The 12,784-nt window shown below is 72.7% G+C and carries 9 protein-coding genes and 1 pseudogene; 7 read left to right on the top strand and 3 right to left on the bottom strand.

Annotation, left to right across the window (positions count from 1 at the left end):
- Nucleotides 1–70 precede the first annotated feature (70 nt).
- A complete protein-coding gene (locus tag AB0O19_RS07315) occupies nucleotides 71–652 on the top strand; it encodes a hypothetical protein (protein WP_363618377.1) in 582 nt (193 codons plus the stop codon).
- 184 nt (nucleotides 653–836) lie between these two features.
- On the opposite strand, the gene AB0O19_RS07310 is transcribed toward AB0O19_RS07315, so the two are convergent.
- The gene (locus tag AB0O19_RS07310) at nucleotides 837–2,795 is read right to left on the bottom strand and encodes a DUF2079 domain-containing protein (protein ID WP_363618375.1); all 1,959 of its coding nucleotides are present in this window, start codon (nucleotides 2,793–2,795) and stop codon (nucleotides 837–839) included.
- A 225-nt stretch (nucleotides 2,796–3,020) separates the two neighbouring features.
- Here AB0O19_RS07310 and AB0O19_RS07305 point away from each other — a divergent pair, with 225 nt between their 5' ends.
- Nucleotides 3,021–4,421 carry a radical SAM protein gene (locus AB0O19_RS07305; protein ID WP_363618373.1) on the top strand — a complete coding sequence of 467 codons (1,401 nt, stop codon included), beginning with the start codon at nucleotides 3,021–3,023 and terminating at the stop codon, nucleotides 4,419–4,421.
- Complete coding sequence (locus tag AB0O19_RS07300; RefSeq protein WP_363618371.1) at nucleotides 4,418–5,521, top strand: arginase family protein; 1,104 nt, start codon at nucleotides 4,418–4,420, stop codon at nucleotides 5,519–5,521. The genes AB0O19_RS07305 and AB0O19_RS07300 overlap by 4 nt, the downstream gene beginning before the upstream one ends.
- Nucleotides 5,522–5,548: 27 nt before the next feature.
- Here AB0O19_RS07300 and AB0O19_RS07295 read toward each other — a convergent pair whose 3' ends face one another.
- Complete coding sequence (locus tag AB0O19_RS07295; RefSeq protein WP_363618369.1) at nucleotides 5,549–6,811, bottom strand: MFS transporter; 1,263 nt, start codon at nucleotides 6,809–6,811, stop codon at nucleotides 5,549–5,551.
- A 786-nt stretch (nucleotides 6,812–7,597) separates the two neighbouring features.
- Here AB0O19_RS07295 and AB0O19_RS07290 point away from each other — a divergent pair.
- Nucleotides 7,598–8,602: pseudogene (locus AB0O19_RS07290) on the top strand (ABC transporter permease); the annotation flags it as partial.
- 1,180 nt (nucleotides 8,603–9,782) lie between these two features.
- Complete coding sequence (locus AB0O19_RS07285; protein WP_363618505.1) at nucleotides 9,783–10,076, top strand: FtsX-like permease family protein; 294 nt, start codon at nucleotides 9,783–9,785, stop codon at nucleotides 10,074–10,076.
- A gap of 232 nt (nucleotides 10,077–10,308) precedes the next feature.
- Here the strand turns inward: AB0O19_RS07285 and AB0O19_RS07280 are convergent, their stop codons facing one another.
- The gene (locus tag AB0O19_RS07280; RefSeq protein WP_363618367.1) at nucleotides 10,309–11,127 is read right to left on the bottom strand and encodes an SAM-dependent methyltransferase; all 819 of its coding nucleotides are present in this window, start codon (nucleotides 11,125–11,127) and stop codon (nucleotides 10,309–10,311) included.
- A 422-nt stretch (nucleotides 11,128–11,549) separates the two neighbouring features.
- On the opposite strand from AB0O19_RS07280, the gene AB0O19_RS07275 reads away from it, so the two are divergent.
- Nucleotides 11,550–12,110, top strand: a complete 561-nt coding sequence (locus AB0O19_RS07275) for a sigma factor-like helix-turn-helix DNA-binding protein (protein WP_363618365.1) — start codon at nucleotides 11,550–11,552, stop codon at nucleotides 12,108–12,110.
- Nucleotides 12,107–12,769, top strand: coding sequence for a hypothetical protein (locus tag AB0O19_RS07270; RefSeq protein WP_363585917.1), 663 nt, complete (start codon nucleotides 12,107–12,109; stop codon nucleotides 12,767–12,769). The genes AB0O19_RS07275 and AB0O19_RS07270 overlap by 4 nt, the downstream gene beginning before the upstream one ends.
- Nucleotides 12,770–12,784 lie beyond the last annotated feature (15 nt).

Genomic DNA, 12,784 nt, shown 5'->3' with positions numbered 1-12,784 from the left:
CCCCCTTCGGCCCGCCCCGCTCCGAGTGCGAGGGCCACACCCCCGGTCCGACGAAAGAAAGGGAATCCACGTGTCCGTACGCCGAAGCGCCGTCACCGTGTCCGCCGTTCTCGCCGCCCTGTGCACCGCCGTGACACCGGTCGCCGACGCCGCCCCGACGGCCGCCGCGGAAATCCTGAACTGCACCGTGAACGCCGCCGTCACCTTCAGCCCGCCGCTCTCGGCCAGCCCGGAGGCCACCACCGTGGCGATCGGCGGGACGGTGAGCGGCTGCCTCGACTCCCAGGGCGGCCCGACGGCCGTGACGGGCGGCACCGTCACCGCGACGCTCAAGTTCGGCACGCTCAGCTGCAACCCGCTGACGCCGCCGGCCATGGCGCCGGGTTCCACCGCGACCTTCACCTGGAACCTGAAGGACGGCACGCAGGCGAGCAGCACCATCACCGACATCGCCGTCGTCGACGTCGACGGGGCCGGGACCCTCACCGGCACTGTCACCGGCTCCTCCACCCGCCTGGCCGGGGAGAACCTGACCACCGTCCTCAACATCGACAGCGACCAGCCGATCCTGGACAACTGCGTCGACGTCCTGCTCGGAGTCGGCCAGCCCATCGCCCAGTCGACGCTGACCGCCGACGCCGCCTTCAGCTGACACCAGGCCGACCTGCCGTCCCTCCGACCCTCCGACCCTCCGACCCTCGACCCTCCGACCCTCCGCCCCTCCGTCCCGCGCGGGGCCGCCCCGCAAGTGGCGGGCCCTGCGCGCGTCGGCGCAACCACCGCGCGTTGGCGTCGAGTCGTCGCCATGCCTCCCGCCGTCCGACCACCGCCCCGGGTCAGCCCGCAGGGTCGGTGAGCCGGTAGACCGTGATGCCGGCGGCGCTCGCGACGGGGCGGTAGCCGGCGGCGGGGAGGGCGCGGAGGGCCTCGGCCTCGTCGCGGGCGGAGAGGAGCCCGTCCCGCGGGTGGTCGGCTGCCACCACCCAGTCGGGCCGCGCGCCGGGGGCGCCCGGGAAGCGGGGGAAGAGGTAGACCCGGGTGCGGCCGGTGAGTTGGGCCGCGAAGCCGTTGGCGGCGGCCACCTCGGCACCGTCCGGGATCCGGCGCAGCAGCGCGCTCACCGCGTCGACGGTCGCGTCACGCTGCCAGGTGGCGGGGCGGACCAGCTCCGCGAGGGGCTGGGCGGGCAGGGCGGCGGCCGTCACGGCGAGCCCGACGGCCACGGAACCGCGGACCGTCCACCGCCGCAGGCCGCGCCGGGCCCGGAACCGCAGCCCAAGCCGGGTCAGGGCGTCGACGAAGGCGAGGAAGACGATCGGCATCAGGACGGCGCCGTAGTGGAAGTCCGTCCCCCAGTAGGACGGGTTGGTGGACCAGAAGCGCCAGCCCAGCGTCGGCAGGGCGAGCAGGATCAGCGGGGAGCGCAGCGCCAGGAACGCGGTGGGGGCCAGAATCGTGACGACGGTGTGCCACTTCTCGCCGGGCAGGAGCAGCCTGGTCACGGGGTTGCCGGCCGGGCCGTCGACGCTGGAGAGGTAGGTGTAGGCGCCGTCCGGGTTGAGGGCCGGGATGACGACCAGCAGCACCAGGAGCAGGGTGGCGGCGGAGAGCGCGACGACGCTCGCGCCCAGTCGGCGGCGGCCGTGCCAGAACAGGTAGCAGCCGATGACGGCGACCGTCGCCGCGAGGTCCTCCTTGACCAGCAGCAGCGGCAGGGCGAAGCCGACCGCCGCCCGCCACTGCCGGAGCACCAGCCGCTCCAGAGAGAACGCCAACAGGGGTACGGCGAAGGCGATTTCGTGGAAGTCGAAGCCGACGGCCTGTTGCAGGCCGACCGACAGCCCGTACGCCACCCCGATGCCCGCGCCCGCCCACCGGCCGACCGCCCGCACCGCGGCCCTGGTCACGGGGACGGCCGACACGGCGACCAGCGCCGCCTGGGCGACGAGCAGGGTGAGCGCGGAGGGGAAGACCCGGTAGAGCGGTGCGAGGGTGGCCAGGATCGGGTGGAAGTGGTCCCCGAGCAGGTGGAACCCCGGCCCCTTCAGCTCGGAGACCGGCGCGCGGCCCTCGGCGTAGCCGCGCACGGCCTGCTCGAAGATGCCCAGGTCGAAGCCGTTCGTCCGCAGGTGCAGGTGGCGGGAGACGGACAGCGCGGTGTAGGCGGCGAACAGCACGGCGGCGAGCGCCCAGGGCAGCAGGGCCGCCCCCGCCCCCTCGGCGGCGGGCCGCCGCCGTTCGGGCACGGGCCGGGTCTCGGCCGTGGCGCGGGCTGCACGGATCGGGCTCAGGGGCAACGGGGGCTCACTTGCGACGAGGCGGACGGGGGAGTGACCCCAGAAGCCTCCGACCAACCCGCTGAAGATCCGCTGAAGAAGTCTGAGCACACCTTCAGGAACCGTGACGCCCCAGTGCGGCACGGGCTTGGCGTAACGGACGGTCAGGGGCGAGCTGTTGACGACGTCCGCCTGACGGACCAGGTCGACGAGGTCGGGGTGCCAGCCGTCGAGCAGGGCGAGCAGGTGGTCGCGGACGGCCGGCCAGTCCGCCGGCGCGGAGGGGAGCGGCTCGGGAAGCATCACCACCCAGCGCAGATAGCTCTCGGTGTCGGGCAGCCGGATGTCCGGTGCCAGCTCGGCCGCCGCGAGCCGGGGTGGCCGGCGGAACTCCATCCGGCCCAGCAGCATGCTCACTCCGGAGCCGTGCACGACGGTGCCGAAGCCCGGCACGAGGGCGGCGAACCGCTCCGTGAGCGGGGTACGCCCGAGGACGGCGTTGCCGGGAACGGTGACCACCTCGGCCTCCCCGCAGGCCGGCCGAATCGCTACCCGGCCGACCCGGCGCACGCCCGCGGGGCACGGAGGTCCTTCGCGCTCCCCGGGTTCGGTACGCGCACCAGTGAGCGTCGTTCACGCCGATGGCGGCGGCCACCGCCCGGGCAGTAGTTCCTCCGGGCGCGACCGACCGGCGCCCTCCCGTGAGCCGGTCGGTGCGAGCACGTCCCCACGTGCGGAGGAATCGTGACCAGGTGCTGCATCGTCCAACTGCCCTTCCCGTCCACCCGCGACCCCGATGACCGGCTGTCCGTCTACTACCAGGACTACGACCGCCGCTTCCGCGCCTTCCTCCCGGAGTACTTCATCCCGTCCGACGGGCTCTGGGAGATTCCGCTCTGGGTCGCGCACCTGACCGCCCTGCTGGACAGCACCACGATCGATTCCTGCTTCGTCGACCTGTCCCGCACCCCTGCCGACAGCGAGGCCTGCGGCGCTCCGATCCTGGCGGCGACGGCGCCCGGCGATCTCGTCCTGTTCTCGCCACTGGCCCAGAACTTCCGACTCGCCCTGGACCTCGCGGGCGAGCTGGAACGCGCCGGGCGGCGCGTCGTCCTGGGCGGGAACATGGCCCCGCTGGCACCCGAGGGCTCCGTGCACGCCGTGCACCGCGGGCAGCTCGACGCCGGTTTCGCGGCCGTCCTGGTCGAGTTGGCCTCGGGGCGGGGCGGCCGTACGGAGAAGCGGGCCGCCCTCGGGCTGGTGGCCGAGCCCATCACCTGGGCACCGGACTACCGCCATCTGGACGGCTACAGCGGCAAGGTGCCGATGCTGCGGCTCAACGCCAGCCACGGCTGCCTGTACAAGTGCGCCTTCTGCGGTGACGCCTGGAGCAAGCAGCTCACCCTGGTGGGGAACAGCGCCCTCCGCGCCGAAGTGGACCAGCTCGCCGACCGTTTCCCGGACACCCGGCTCGTCTACGTCGGCGACAAGACCTTCGGACAGTCGCGGGAGGCGGTCCGCAACCTGCTGGAGGTGTTCCGCGACCGCCCCGGCTACAAGTTCATCGTGCAGACCCACGTCCTCCAGGTGAAGGAGTGGGTCATCGAGGCGATGCTCGAACTCGGCGTCGTGGCGGTCGAGCTCGGCTTCGAGTCGGCCGACTCCCAGATGCTCAAACGGCTCGGCAAGCTGTCCCGCGGGCTCGACGACTACACCGAGCGGATCCACGCGCTGAGCGACGCCGGCCTGAAGGTGGTCCTCAACATGATGGGCGGACTGGACGAGGAGACCGAGGAGTCCCACGCGCAGACCGTCCGCTGGCTGGAGGCGAACCGCCGGGCCCTGTGGCTCTTCAACCTCTACAACTTCGTCCCCTACCCGCTCACCCCCGACTTCCAGCGCCTGCGCGAACGCATCTTCACCTGGGACTTCGCGCAGTGGCGGGAGGACGCCCCGGTGGTCTACCGGCCCAGCCACCTGACTCCGGAGCGCAGCTGGGAGCTCTTCCAGGAGAAGATCGCCGCCGCCCACCGCATCGTGCGCACCCCCGTACCGGCCCACCCCGACCACCCCGACCACCCCGGCCACTCCGGCCACTCCGGCCACTCTGGCCACTCCGGCCACTCCGCAAGGGAGACCGCATGAACCAGCCCCCCACCCAGCCCCCTTACCAACTCCCCGACTTCGAGGCGCTCCACCGCAGCGTCAAACCCGAGGAGTTCGAGACCGACCCGCTGCCCGGGTGGGCCGGCCTCGCCACCCTGTTCGGTGCCCCCGCCGCCGACCGGGCGCAGGTCGACGTCGGGGAGGACGGCTGGGTCGCGACCGGCGTCCCGTACGACGCGACCGCCAGCTCCCGTCCGGGCGCGGCCGAAGGGCCGCGCGCGATCCGGCAGGCGAGCCTGGTGTTCTCCAGCTACCTCACCAGCCTGGGCCAGTGGAAGATGCTGGACACCCGCAGCGGCCGGACGTTCCGCTACCGCGCCCCGCGCGTGGCCGACGCGGGGGACCTGCACATCTACCCGACCGACACGATCCGCACCTTCCAGGCGGTCGCCGCCGGGAGCCGGCGGCTGAGCGGATCGGCGCCGCGCCTGGTCTTCCTCAACGGAGACCACTCGACCACCTTCCCCACCTTCGCGGGCTTCCGCGCCGGCCGGCTGGACCGGGGCGCGCGACGGGTGGGATTCATCAACATCGACCACCACTTCGACTTCGGGAACTGGAGCACCCTGCACGGGCCGCTCTACCACGGGTCGAACTCCCGCCGGATCAGCGAGCTCCCGGGGATGCACCCCGAGGACATCGCCTTCGTGGGCGTCGGCGACGTGACCAGGTACGACCAGTTCCGCGGCCTGCTCGACCGGGGCTTCCACGTGGTGCCCGGATCGCAGATCCTGCGCCAGGGCGCGGCCGCGGCCCTGCGCCCGCTCGTCGAACAGCTCGGCGAGCGCTGCGACACCGTGTACGTGTCGCTCGACATCGACGTCCTCGACAGCGCCGTGGCGACCGGAACCGGCCACGTGACCATGGGCGGCATCGACACCGGACACCTCCTGGACGTCTACGAGGAGTTGCGCGTCCTGCCCGTGGAGGCCGTGGACATCGCGGAGGTGGCCCCCCGCTACGACCCCTCCGGCAGCACCGCGCAGCTCGCCGCCCGACTGCTGTTCGAGTTCCTCTTCCGCAGCGAGAGCGCCGCGCCCGACCTGGCCCCCTGGACCGACCCGCGCCAGGAGCCGTGATCCGTCCCGTCCCCTCTCGGGGCCTGGTCACGACATCGAGTAGCGCCCGGTGTCCACCCGCCGCCCCAACGCCAGGTACCCCGCCGCGGCCACCGTACCGAGGACCGCGCAGCACCCCCAGAGGGCGCCCCGGCCAGCGTGGTCCAGCAGCAGCCCGCCGGCGACCGGCCCGAGGAAGGAGGCCGCCGACCAGGCGAGCGAGTTGACCCCCTGGTAGCGCCCGCGGGTGCTCGTCGCCGAGAGCTCGCTCACCAGACTCATGCTCGTGGGTGCCTGAATCATCTCGCCGAGCGTCCAGATCCCCACGGTGGCGGCGTAGTAGAGGGCGGAGGAGCCCGCGAACGCGGTGAGGCCGAAGCCCGATCCGGTGAGCAGCGCGCTGACCAGCAGCAGCATCCCCCGGTGCTGTCCCTTCGTCAGGCGGGTCACCGGGATCTGCAACAGGACGATCAGCAGACCGTTGATCCCGATCACCACTCCGTACTGCGTGCTGGTCAGCCCGGCCTTGCCCATGTCCACAGCGAGCGTCGTGTTGCCCTGCTGGAGCATCAGCCCGAAGGCGAAGGACAGCCCGACCAGCGCCATGAAACGCCGGTCCCGGAAGACCGTGCCCAGCCCGGCACCCGGCCCGGTCCCCGGCCCGAGACCCGGCCCGGCGGTGTCCCGCTGCGGCTCGACGGGCCGGGTCTCCGGGACCCTGACGAAGACCACCACCGCGCAGAGCAGCGTGGACAGGGCGTCCACGAGGAAGAGCACCCGGTAGTCGTGGGCGGCGACCAGCCCGGCCAGCGCGGCCGATACGCCGAACCCGATGTTGATCGCCCAGTAGTTCAGCGCGAAGGCACGGGCCCGGTCGGCGGCCGGCACCAGGTCCGCGATGATCGCGGACGTCGCCGGTCGGGAGGCGTAACTGCTCAGCCCGACCAGGAACGCCGTCGAGGCGATCGCCAGCTGCCCGTCGGCGAAACCCAGGGCTGCCGTGGTGAGCGCGGTGAGCAGTTGGGCGGCCAGCAGGGTGGGCCGCCGGCCGATCCGGTCCGCCAGCACACCGCCGACCAGCGCGGCGATCGCCGAGCCGAGGCCGATGAGCGAGGCGACCACCCCCGCGTACGAGGCCGAATAACCACGGTCCGCGGTGAGGTAGAGCGCCAGGAACGTGACCACACCGCCGAGCCGGTTGACCAGGGTCGCGACCCAGAGCCACCAGAAGGCACCTGGGAGCCCGCCGAGCGACTCGGAGACCGAACGGTGGAACCGGACGATCGGCCCGGCAGGGGCAGAAGCGGTCATGGGGCGGCTCCCGAGCGACGAACGCCCGTCAGACGGTGGCGAAACCCGCCGGAACGGCCACGCACCGAGACGGGGGCCCAGGCGGCCAGGCCACCCGAACCGGCCTCATCCTGCCCTGCCCGAGCCACCCCCGCACGTCTCGGCGAGTCGCTCGAATCCCACCCCTCCCCCACCGCCCCGGATCCAGAACTCAAACCGGATAAGCCGTCATGGGAGAAGCTGTATTTGCAATGACCTGCACGGACAGTTCTTGACTGATCGTCACTGAAGAAATTGCGACGGGGCGCGGCGGGGCCTCGGGGAGGCTCCCGAGCGTGTCTCGACCTGCGTGGCGTGCCGCATCCGCCGACTGGTCGATCCGTTGGGGTGCGGCGTCGAGGAGTTACGGTTCGTCAAGGAGACTGACACCGGCGCCGGATGCCGTACGCGTCCGACTGGATCGTGGCGCCCGCACTCCCGGAGTGGGACCGTCCGATTCCGGCAGGAGTGCCTTTCCCGGGCGTGCGACCCGATGACCACGCCGGCCGTGGAGGAGATCGTCACACCGCCGTTGCGGCTCGCGGGCGAGCCGCGCCGGCCCGCCTCGGGGCAGGTCGCGGCGCGCGTGACGTACCTGGGCGCGTGGTGATCCGCCGCATCCGACGGCTGGTCCGCCTCGTGGTGCCGGACCGCAAGGGCCTGTCGCTGGCGTGGGGCACGATCAGGGGGCGCAAGGGCGGCTTCGTCGGCTCCTTCGTCGCGATCGCCGCGGGCTCGGCGGTGATCACCGCCTGCGGGATCCTGCTGATGTCCGGGCTCAGCAGCGGGGTGGCCCCCGAACGCTACTCGGGCGCGGCGGTGGTCCTCGGCGCGGAGCAGTCGTACTGGCTGGACGAGAGCTCCGAGGTCCGCTACAGCGAGCGCGTCTCGCTGCCCGCCGACAAGGTCGCCGCCGTCGCCGCCGTGCCCGGTGTCCGCTCCGCCCTCGGCGATGTCGACGTCGAGGTCGGCGTGCTGGCCCCGGACGGCCGCGCGGTGGGCGGCCCGGACGGCTTCCCCGTGGTCGGGCACGGCTGGTCCGCCGCGGTGCTCGGGCCGTTCGCGGTGCGCGCGGGCAGCGCGCCCGCCGGGCCCGACGAGGTCGTACTCGACGCCGGCCTCGCCGCGCGCGCCCACGTGTCGCCCGGCGCGACGGTGCGGCTCGTGGTCGGCTCGGTCGCGTCGCCGTACCGCGTGGCGGGCGTCGCCGCACCGCCGGGGGGCGGGTTGGGCCGCCAGTCCGCGGTGTTCTTCACCGACGGCCGGGCGGCCGAGCTGTCCGGCCGTCCGGACCGGGTGGACGCGATCGGTGTGCGGGCCGGGCCCGACGTCACCCCGGAGCAACTGGCCGGCAGGATCACGGCCGCCGTGCCGGGCGTGGTGGCCCACACCGGCGCGGAACGCGGCGACGTGGAGTTCTTGGACGTGGGCGACGCCCGCAGCCTGGTGGTCGAGACGTCGGCGTCGTTCGGCGGCACCATGGTGCTGATCGTGGTGTTCGTGGTGTTCGTGGTAACGAGCACGCTCGCGCTGTCGGTGCGGCAGCGCGGGCGCGAACTGGCCCTGCTGCGTGCCATCGGCGCGACGCCCCGGCAGATCCACCGGATGATCGGCGCCGAGATGACCCTGGTGTCGTTGGCGGGCGCCCTGGTCGGCGCGATCCCCGGCGTCGTCATCGCGTTCGTGATGCGCGGCGTGTTCGTCCTCACGGGCGCGATGCCCGCGGACTTCCGGATGGACGTGGGGTGGCTGCCCTTCCTCGCCTCGCTGGTGCTGTGCATGACCAGCGCCCGGCTCGGCGGCTGGCTGGTCGCGCGCCGGGTGTCCGGGACCGGCCCGGTCGAGGCGCTCGGGGACGCCGCCGTCGAGCCCGGGAGGGTCGGCCGGGTCCGGTTGGCCATCGGCTTCCTGCTCGTCCCGCTCGGGCTGCTGCTGACCTCGGGCGAGGTTGCGGTGTCGGGCGACTCCGCCGCCGACACCGCGGCGAGCGCGGTCCTGTTGTTCGTCGTGGCACTGGGGTGTGTCGGCCCGCTGCTGATCAGAGGCGCCGTCGTGCTGTTCGGCCCGCGCCTGAACCGGCAGTCCACGGCCCCCGGCTTCCTCGCCCAGGCCAACGCGCGAGCCGATGCGTGGCGACTCACTTCGGCCGTCACCCCGCTGGCCATGGGCGTGACCCTGGCCGCCGTGCAGGTGTTCGGCGCCTCCACGACGATCGCGGCGTCGCAGGACCAACTCGACGCCGGCCTGCGGGCCGACCACGTGCTGACCTCGTCGTCCGGCGCAGGGGTGTCCCCGGAGGTCGTGGACGCCGTGCGCGGCGTGCCCGGCGCCGCCGTGGCGACGCCGGTGGCACGGATGCGGGTGCTGCTGACGTTCCCGTCCGAGGACAGCACCGCGACCAAGGCCTTCGCCGCCCAGGGCGTCGCGCCCGAACGGCTCTCCGAGACCCTGGACCTCAAGGTGGTCGAGGGCGACACCGCGGAACTGCGCGGCGAGACGGTGGCGTTGAGCCGCGCCGCCGCTGACACCGTCCACGCGCAGCGCGGTGGGACGGTCGACCTGCGGCTCGGCGACGGCACGGCGGTCAGGCCGAGGATGGTGGCGGTCTACGAGCGGGGCTCGGGCTTCGGGGACGTCACCCTGCCCAACGACCTCGTCGTCGCGCACACCACCGCGCGGGTCGACACCGCCGTGCTGGTCAGGTCCGCGGACGGGACCGACCCGAAGGCGCTCGCCGACGCGCTGCGCGGCGCGGTCGGGCGCTACCCGACGGTCCAGGCGGGCGGCCAGGAGGCGTTCAAGGCCGCGCCCGGGGGCGGCGGTTCGGATGACTGGGCGCTCAACCTCCTGTTCCAGACCGTGCTGTTGGGCTACATCGCCATCGCCGCGGTGAACACCCTGGTGATGGCGACGGCGGCGCGGGTGCGCGAGTTCGCGAGTTCGCGAGTTCGCGATGCTGCGACTCATCGGCGCCGACCGGGCCCAGGTCCGCGCGATGATGAACGGCGAAGCCAGGATCGTGGTCTTCTCGGCGCTGCTGTTCGGTCTGCTGGCGACGGTCCCGCCCCTGGTCGGCATCAGCCTCGGGCTGACGGAGTCACCCGTTCCGTCCGTCTCCCCCGTCGGCCCCGTCGGCCTCGTCGCGATCGTGGCGGTCACCGTCGCGCTCTCCTGGGGTTCGATCGCGGTGGCCACCCGGTCCGCCCTGCGGCCGGCGCCGGTCGACGCGATCGGCGGGCGCGAGTGAGCCGCCCGGCGAGCGGCTGATGCGGCCCGCTCACCGCTCACCGCTCACCGCTCACCGCTGACCGCTGACCGCTGACCGCTGACCGCTGACCGCTGACCGCTGACCGCGACTGACAACGACTCCTGCCGCCACCGGCGGTGGGCGCACCCGGGTCCCGGAATGCCGATGTACGGGCTTGAACATCCGGGCTTCGAAGCTGCCAGACTGGAAGCTGCCGGACTGGGAGGACGGCTCAGGGGCGGATGGCGACGGCCCCGTAGCAGGAGGCCGCTGCGTCGGTGATGTGCTCGGTGTCGTCCGCAGGCGCCGCCGGGTGCCAGCGCGGAGTGGCCGCGACGCCCGGCTCCAGGAGGTCCCAGCCGGTGAAGAACTGCGCGAACTCGTCACGGGTGCAGGCGGCGACGGGGGTTCCCGCGGCGGTGTAGACCTGGATGAGCCGGGCGGTCTCCTCGGCGGCGAAGTCCTGCGTGAAGTGGCTGACCACCAGCGCGGAACCGCTGGGCAGTTGTGCCTTGAGGCCTTCGGTGATCCGCTGGGCCTCGAACGGCACGAAGTGCAGCAGGGCGTTCATGCTGAGCGCGATCGGCTGGGTGAAGTCCAGGATCGCCCGGGCCGAGTCCAACAGGTCTCCGGGCTCGCGCACATCGGCCTGCACGTAGGCGGTGACGCCCTGCTCGGTGCCGCGCAGGAGCGCCTGCGCGTGGAGGAGCACGATCGGGTCGTTGTCGGCGTAGACGACCTTGGCGTCCGGTGCGACCGACTGCGCGACCTCGTGCAGGTTCGGCGAGGTGGGGATCCCGGTGCCGATGTCGAGGAACTGCCGGATCCCGGCCTCGGCGAGCAGCTGCGTCGACCGGCGCATGAAGGCACGGTTGGCGCGCGCGGCGGAGCGGGCGTAGGGGAAGACCGCCAGGGCCCGGCCGGCGGCCTCACGGTCGGCGGGGAAGTTCGTCGTGCCGCCGAGGTAGTAGTCGTACATCCGTGCCGAGTGGGCCAGGTGTATGTCGAGGTTGACCTCTACGTCGTCGGTCCTGGCGGTGCCGTCCGTCATGCGTTCCCCCTGATACGTCATCGACTCGCCCTGCGCAGGACAGGACCGATCCGCGCCCGCGCCACCGTGGCGAGCGGTGGCGGACCCTGGCGCGGCCCCTTCCACTATGCCCACACGCCCGAACGGCCAAGCAAGGGCCGCCACCGGTGACGACGCGACCGTGAAGCAGGACGACCGAATCAGAGCATGTAGTGACTCACTCTGACCATGTTCCGCACGGTATCTCCATCATCCGCCGCACCTTATGTCTGATCTCGAAACACCTTGTCGCGGTTTAACATCTCGGCATCCAATCCGCCTTAATGTTCCTACCAGGGAAGCGAGTTCCCACTGTGACCGCCGCACGGCCGTGGGGCTCAGCCACGGTCGACGGCCCGCGCCGGACGGCAGCCGACAGGCGTGCCGCAGGGGAGGAATGGGACGTGACCGAGAGCGACTGGGTGGTCGGAGACCGGGACCGCCTGACGTTCGACGCGTTCTGCGACACGCACGAGGGGGCGTGGACCGGGTTCGCCCGCGCGCGCCTTCGCGACGACGCCGCCGCACACAGAGCGGTGGAGATCGCGAAGGTCCGCGTGTGGAAGGAGTGGCCGCGCATCCTGCGGGAGAAGATCCCACCGTTCCACGCCTGGACGATCCTCAAGGAGGAGATCGGCGCCACCCTGGCGGAACTGATGATGAACGGCGAGCCGCTGCCCACCCAGGCGAGCGTCCCCGGGTGGGTCTACGCCGTACGGATCGCCGCCGAGCGGGCGCAGCACCTGATGGAGACCGGGGGCACTCACGAGCAACTGTACGTCGCGCTGCGGCGGTTGTCCGAGCGGCGGCACGACGTGATCGTGCTGCGCTACCTGCTCGACCTGCCGGACGAGCAGATCGCCGACTGCCTGGGGACGACCGAGGCCAACGTCCGTTCGACCGCGAGCCAGGCTCTCGACCGTCTGGCCGCGGCGCTCGGCGGCCGACGCGGGGAGAGCCGGTGAGCACCGAGCACGACCGGGCCCTGCACCCGAACATGGCCGGCATCCACCTGCCCACCCGGGCCCCCCGGCCGCAGCCAGGGGGCACGGGCGTCTCCTGGGAGCGGCTGCTGACCGCCCCGAGTCCGCTGTCCTCCGAGCACAAGCAGGCGGCCCACGAACTCGACCTCGCCGCGTCCCTGGTCCTCTCGATGCCGTCCGCCGCGGCCTCCCTGGGCCTCCTCGTCAACGCCGAGCAGATCCACCCCGAGGGCGCCCTCGTCCTCGGCGCGCTGCTGTACGTCGCGGGCCATCGCGACGGCGCCCAGTTCTGGTGGCAGTTCGCGGCCGGCGGCGGTTCCTACACCTCCGCGTCGTTCCTGAGCCTGTTGCACCGCAGCCTCGGGGAGTTCCTGGACGCGGAAGTCTGGCGCCAACAGGCCGAAGCACTGGCCACCAACCCCCGCCCGCCACAGCGCGTCCTGAGCACTCCTCACGCACTGCTGCCGGCCCAGGTGCTCACCGACATCCTCGCCCGGTGCCACTACGGCCTCGACGTGAAGCTGCCCCCCCGCCTCGCGGCCGTCATCCACCAACTCCCCGTCGCCGGCGACGACCCCGAGTACGGCGAACTCCCCCAGATGAGCAGCACCCTCGTCCGCGACCTCACCGACGAACGCTAGCGACCGCGAACCCCG

Origin of the sequence: Kitasatospora sp. NPDC091276 (assembly GCF_040684355.1) — a bacterium.
Classification (GTDB): Bacteria; Actinomycetota; Actinomycetes; order Streptomycetales; family Streptomycetaceae; genus Kitasatospora.
This window is presented reverse-complemented; position numbering and strand designations above follow the sequence as displayed.

Coding starts and splice junctions, on each gene's coding strand:
- AB0O19_RS07285 (WP_363618505.1), top strand. CDS start 9,783: ATGCTGCGACTCATCGGCGCCGACCGGGCCCAGGTCCGCGCGATGATG.
- AB0O19_RS07295 (WP_363618369.1), bottom strand. CDS start 6,811: ATGACCGCTTCTGCCCCTGCCGGGCCGATCGTCCGGTTCCACCGTTCG.
- AB0O19_RS07280 (WP_363618367.1), bottom strand. CDS start 11,127: ATGACGGACGGCACCGCCAGGACCGACGACGTAGAGGTCAACCTCGAC.
- AB0O19_RS07300 (WP_363618371.1), top strand. CDS start 4,418: ATGAACCAGCCCCCCACCCAGCCCCCTTACCAACTCCCCGACTTCGAG.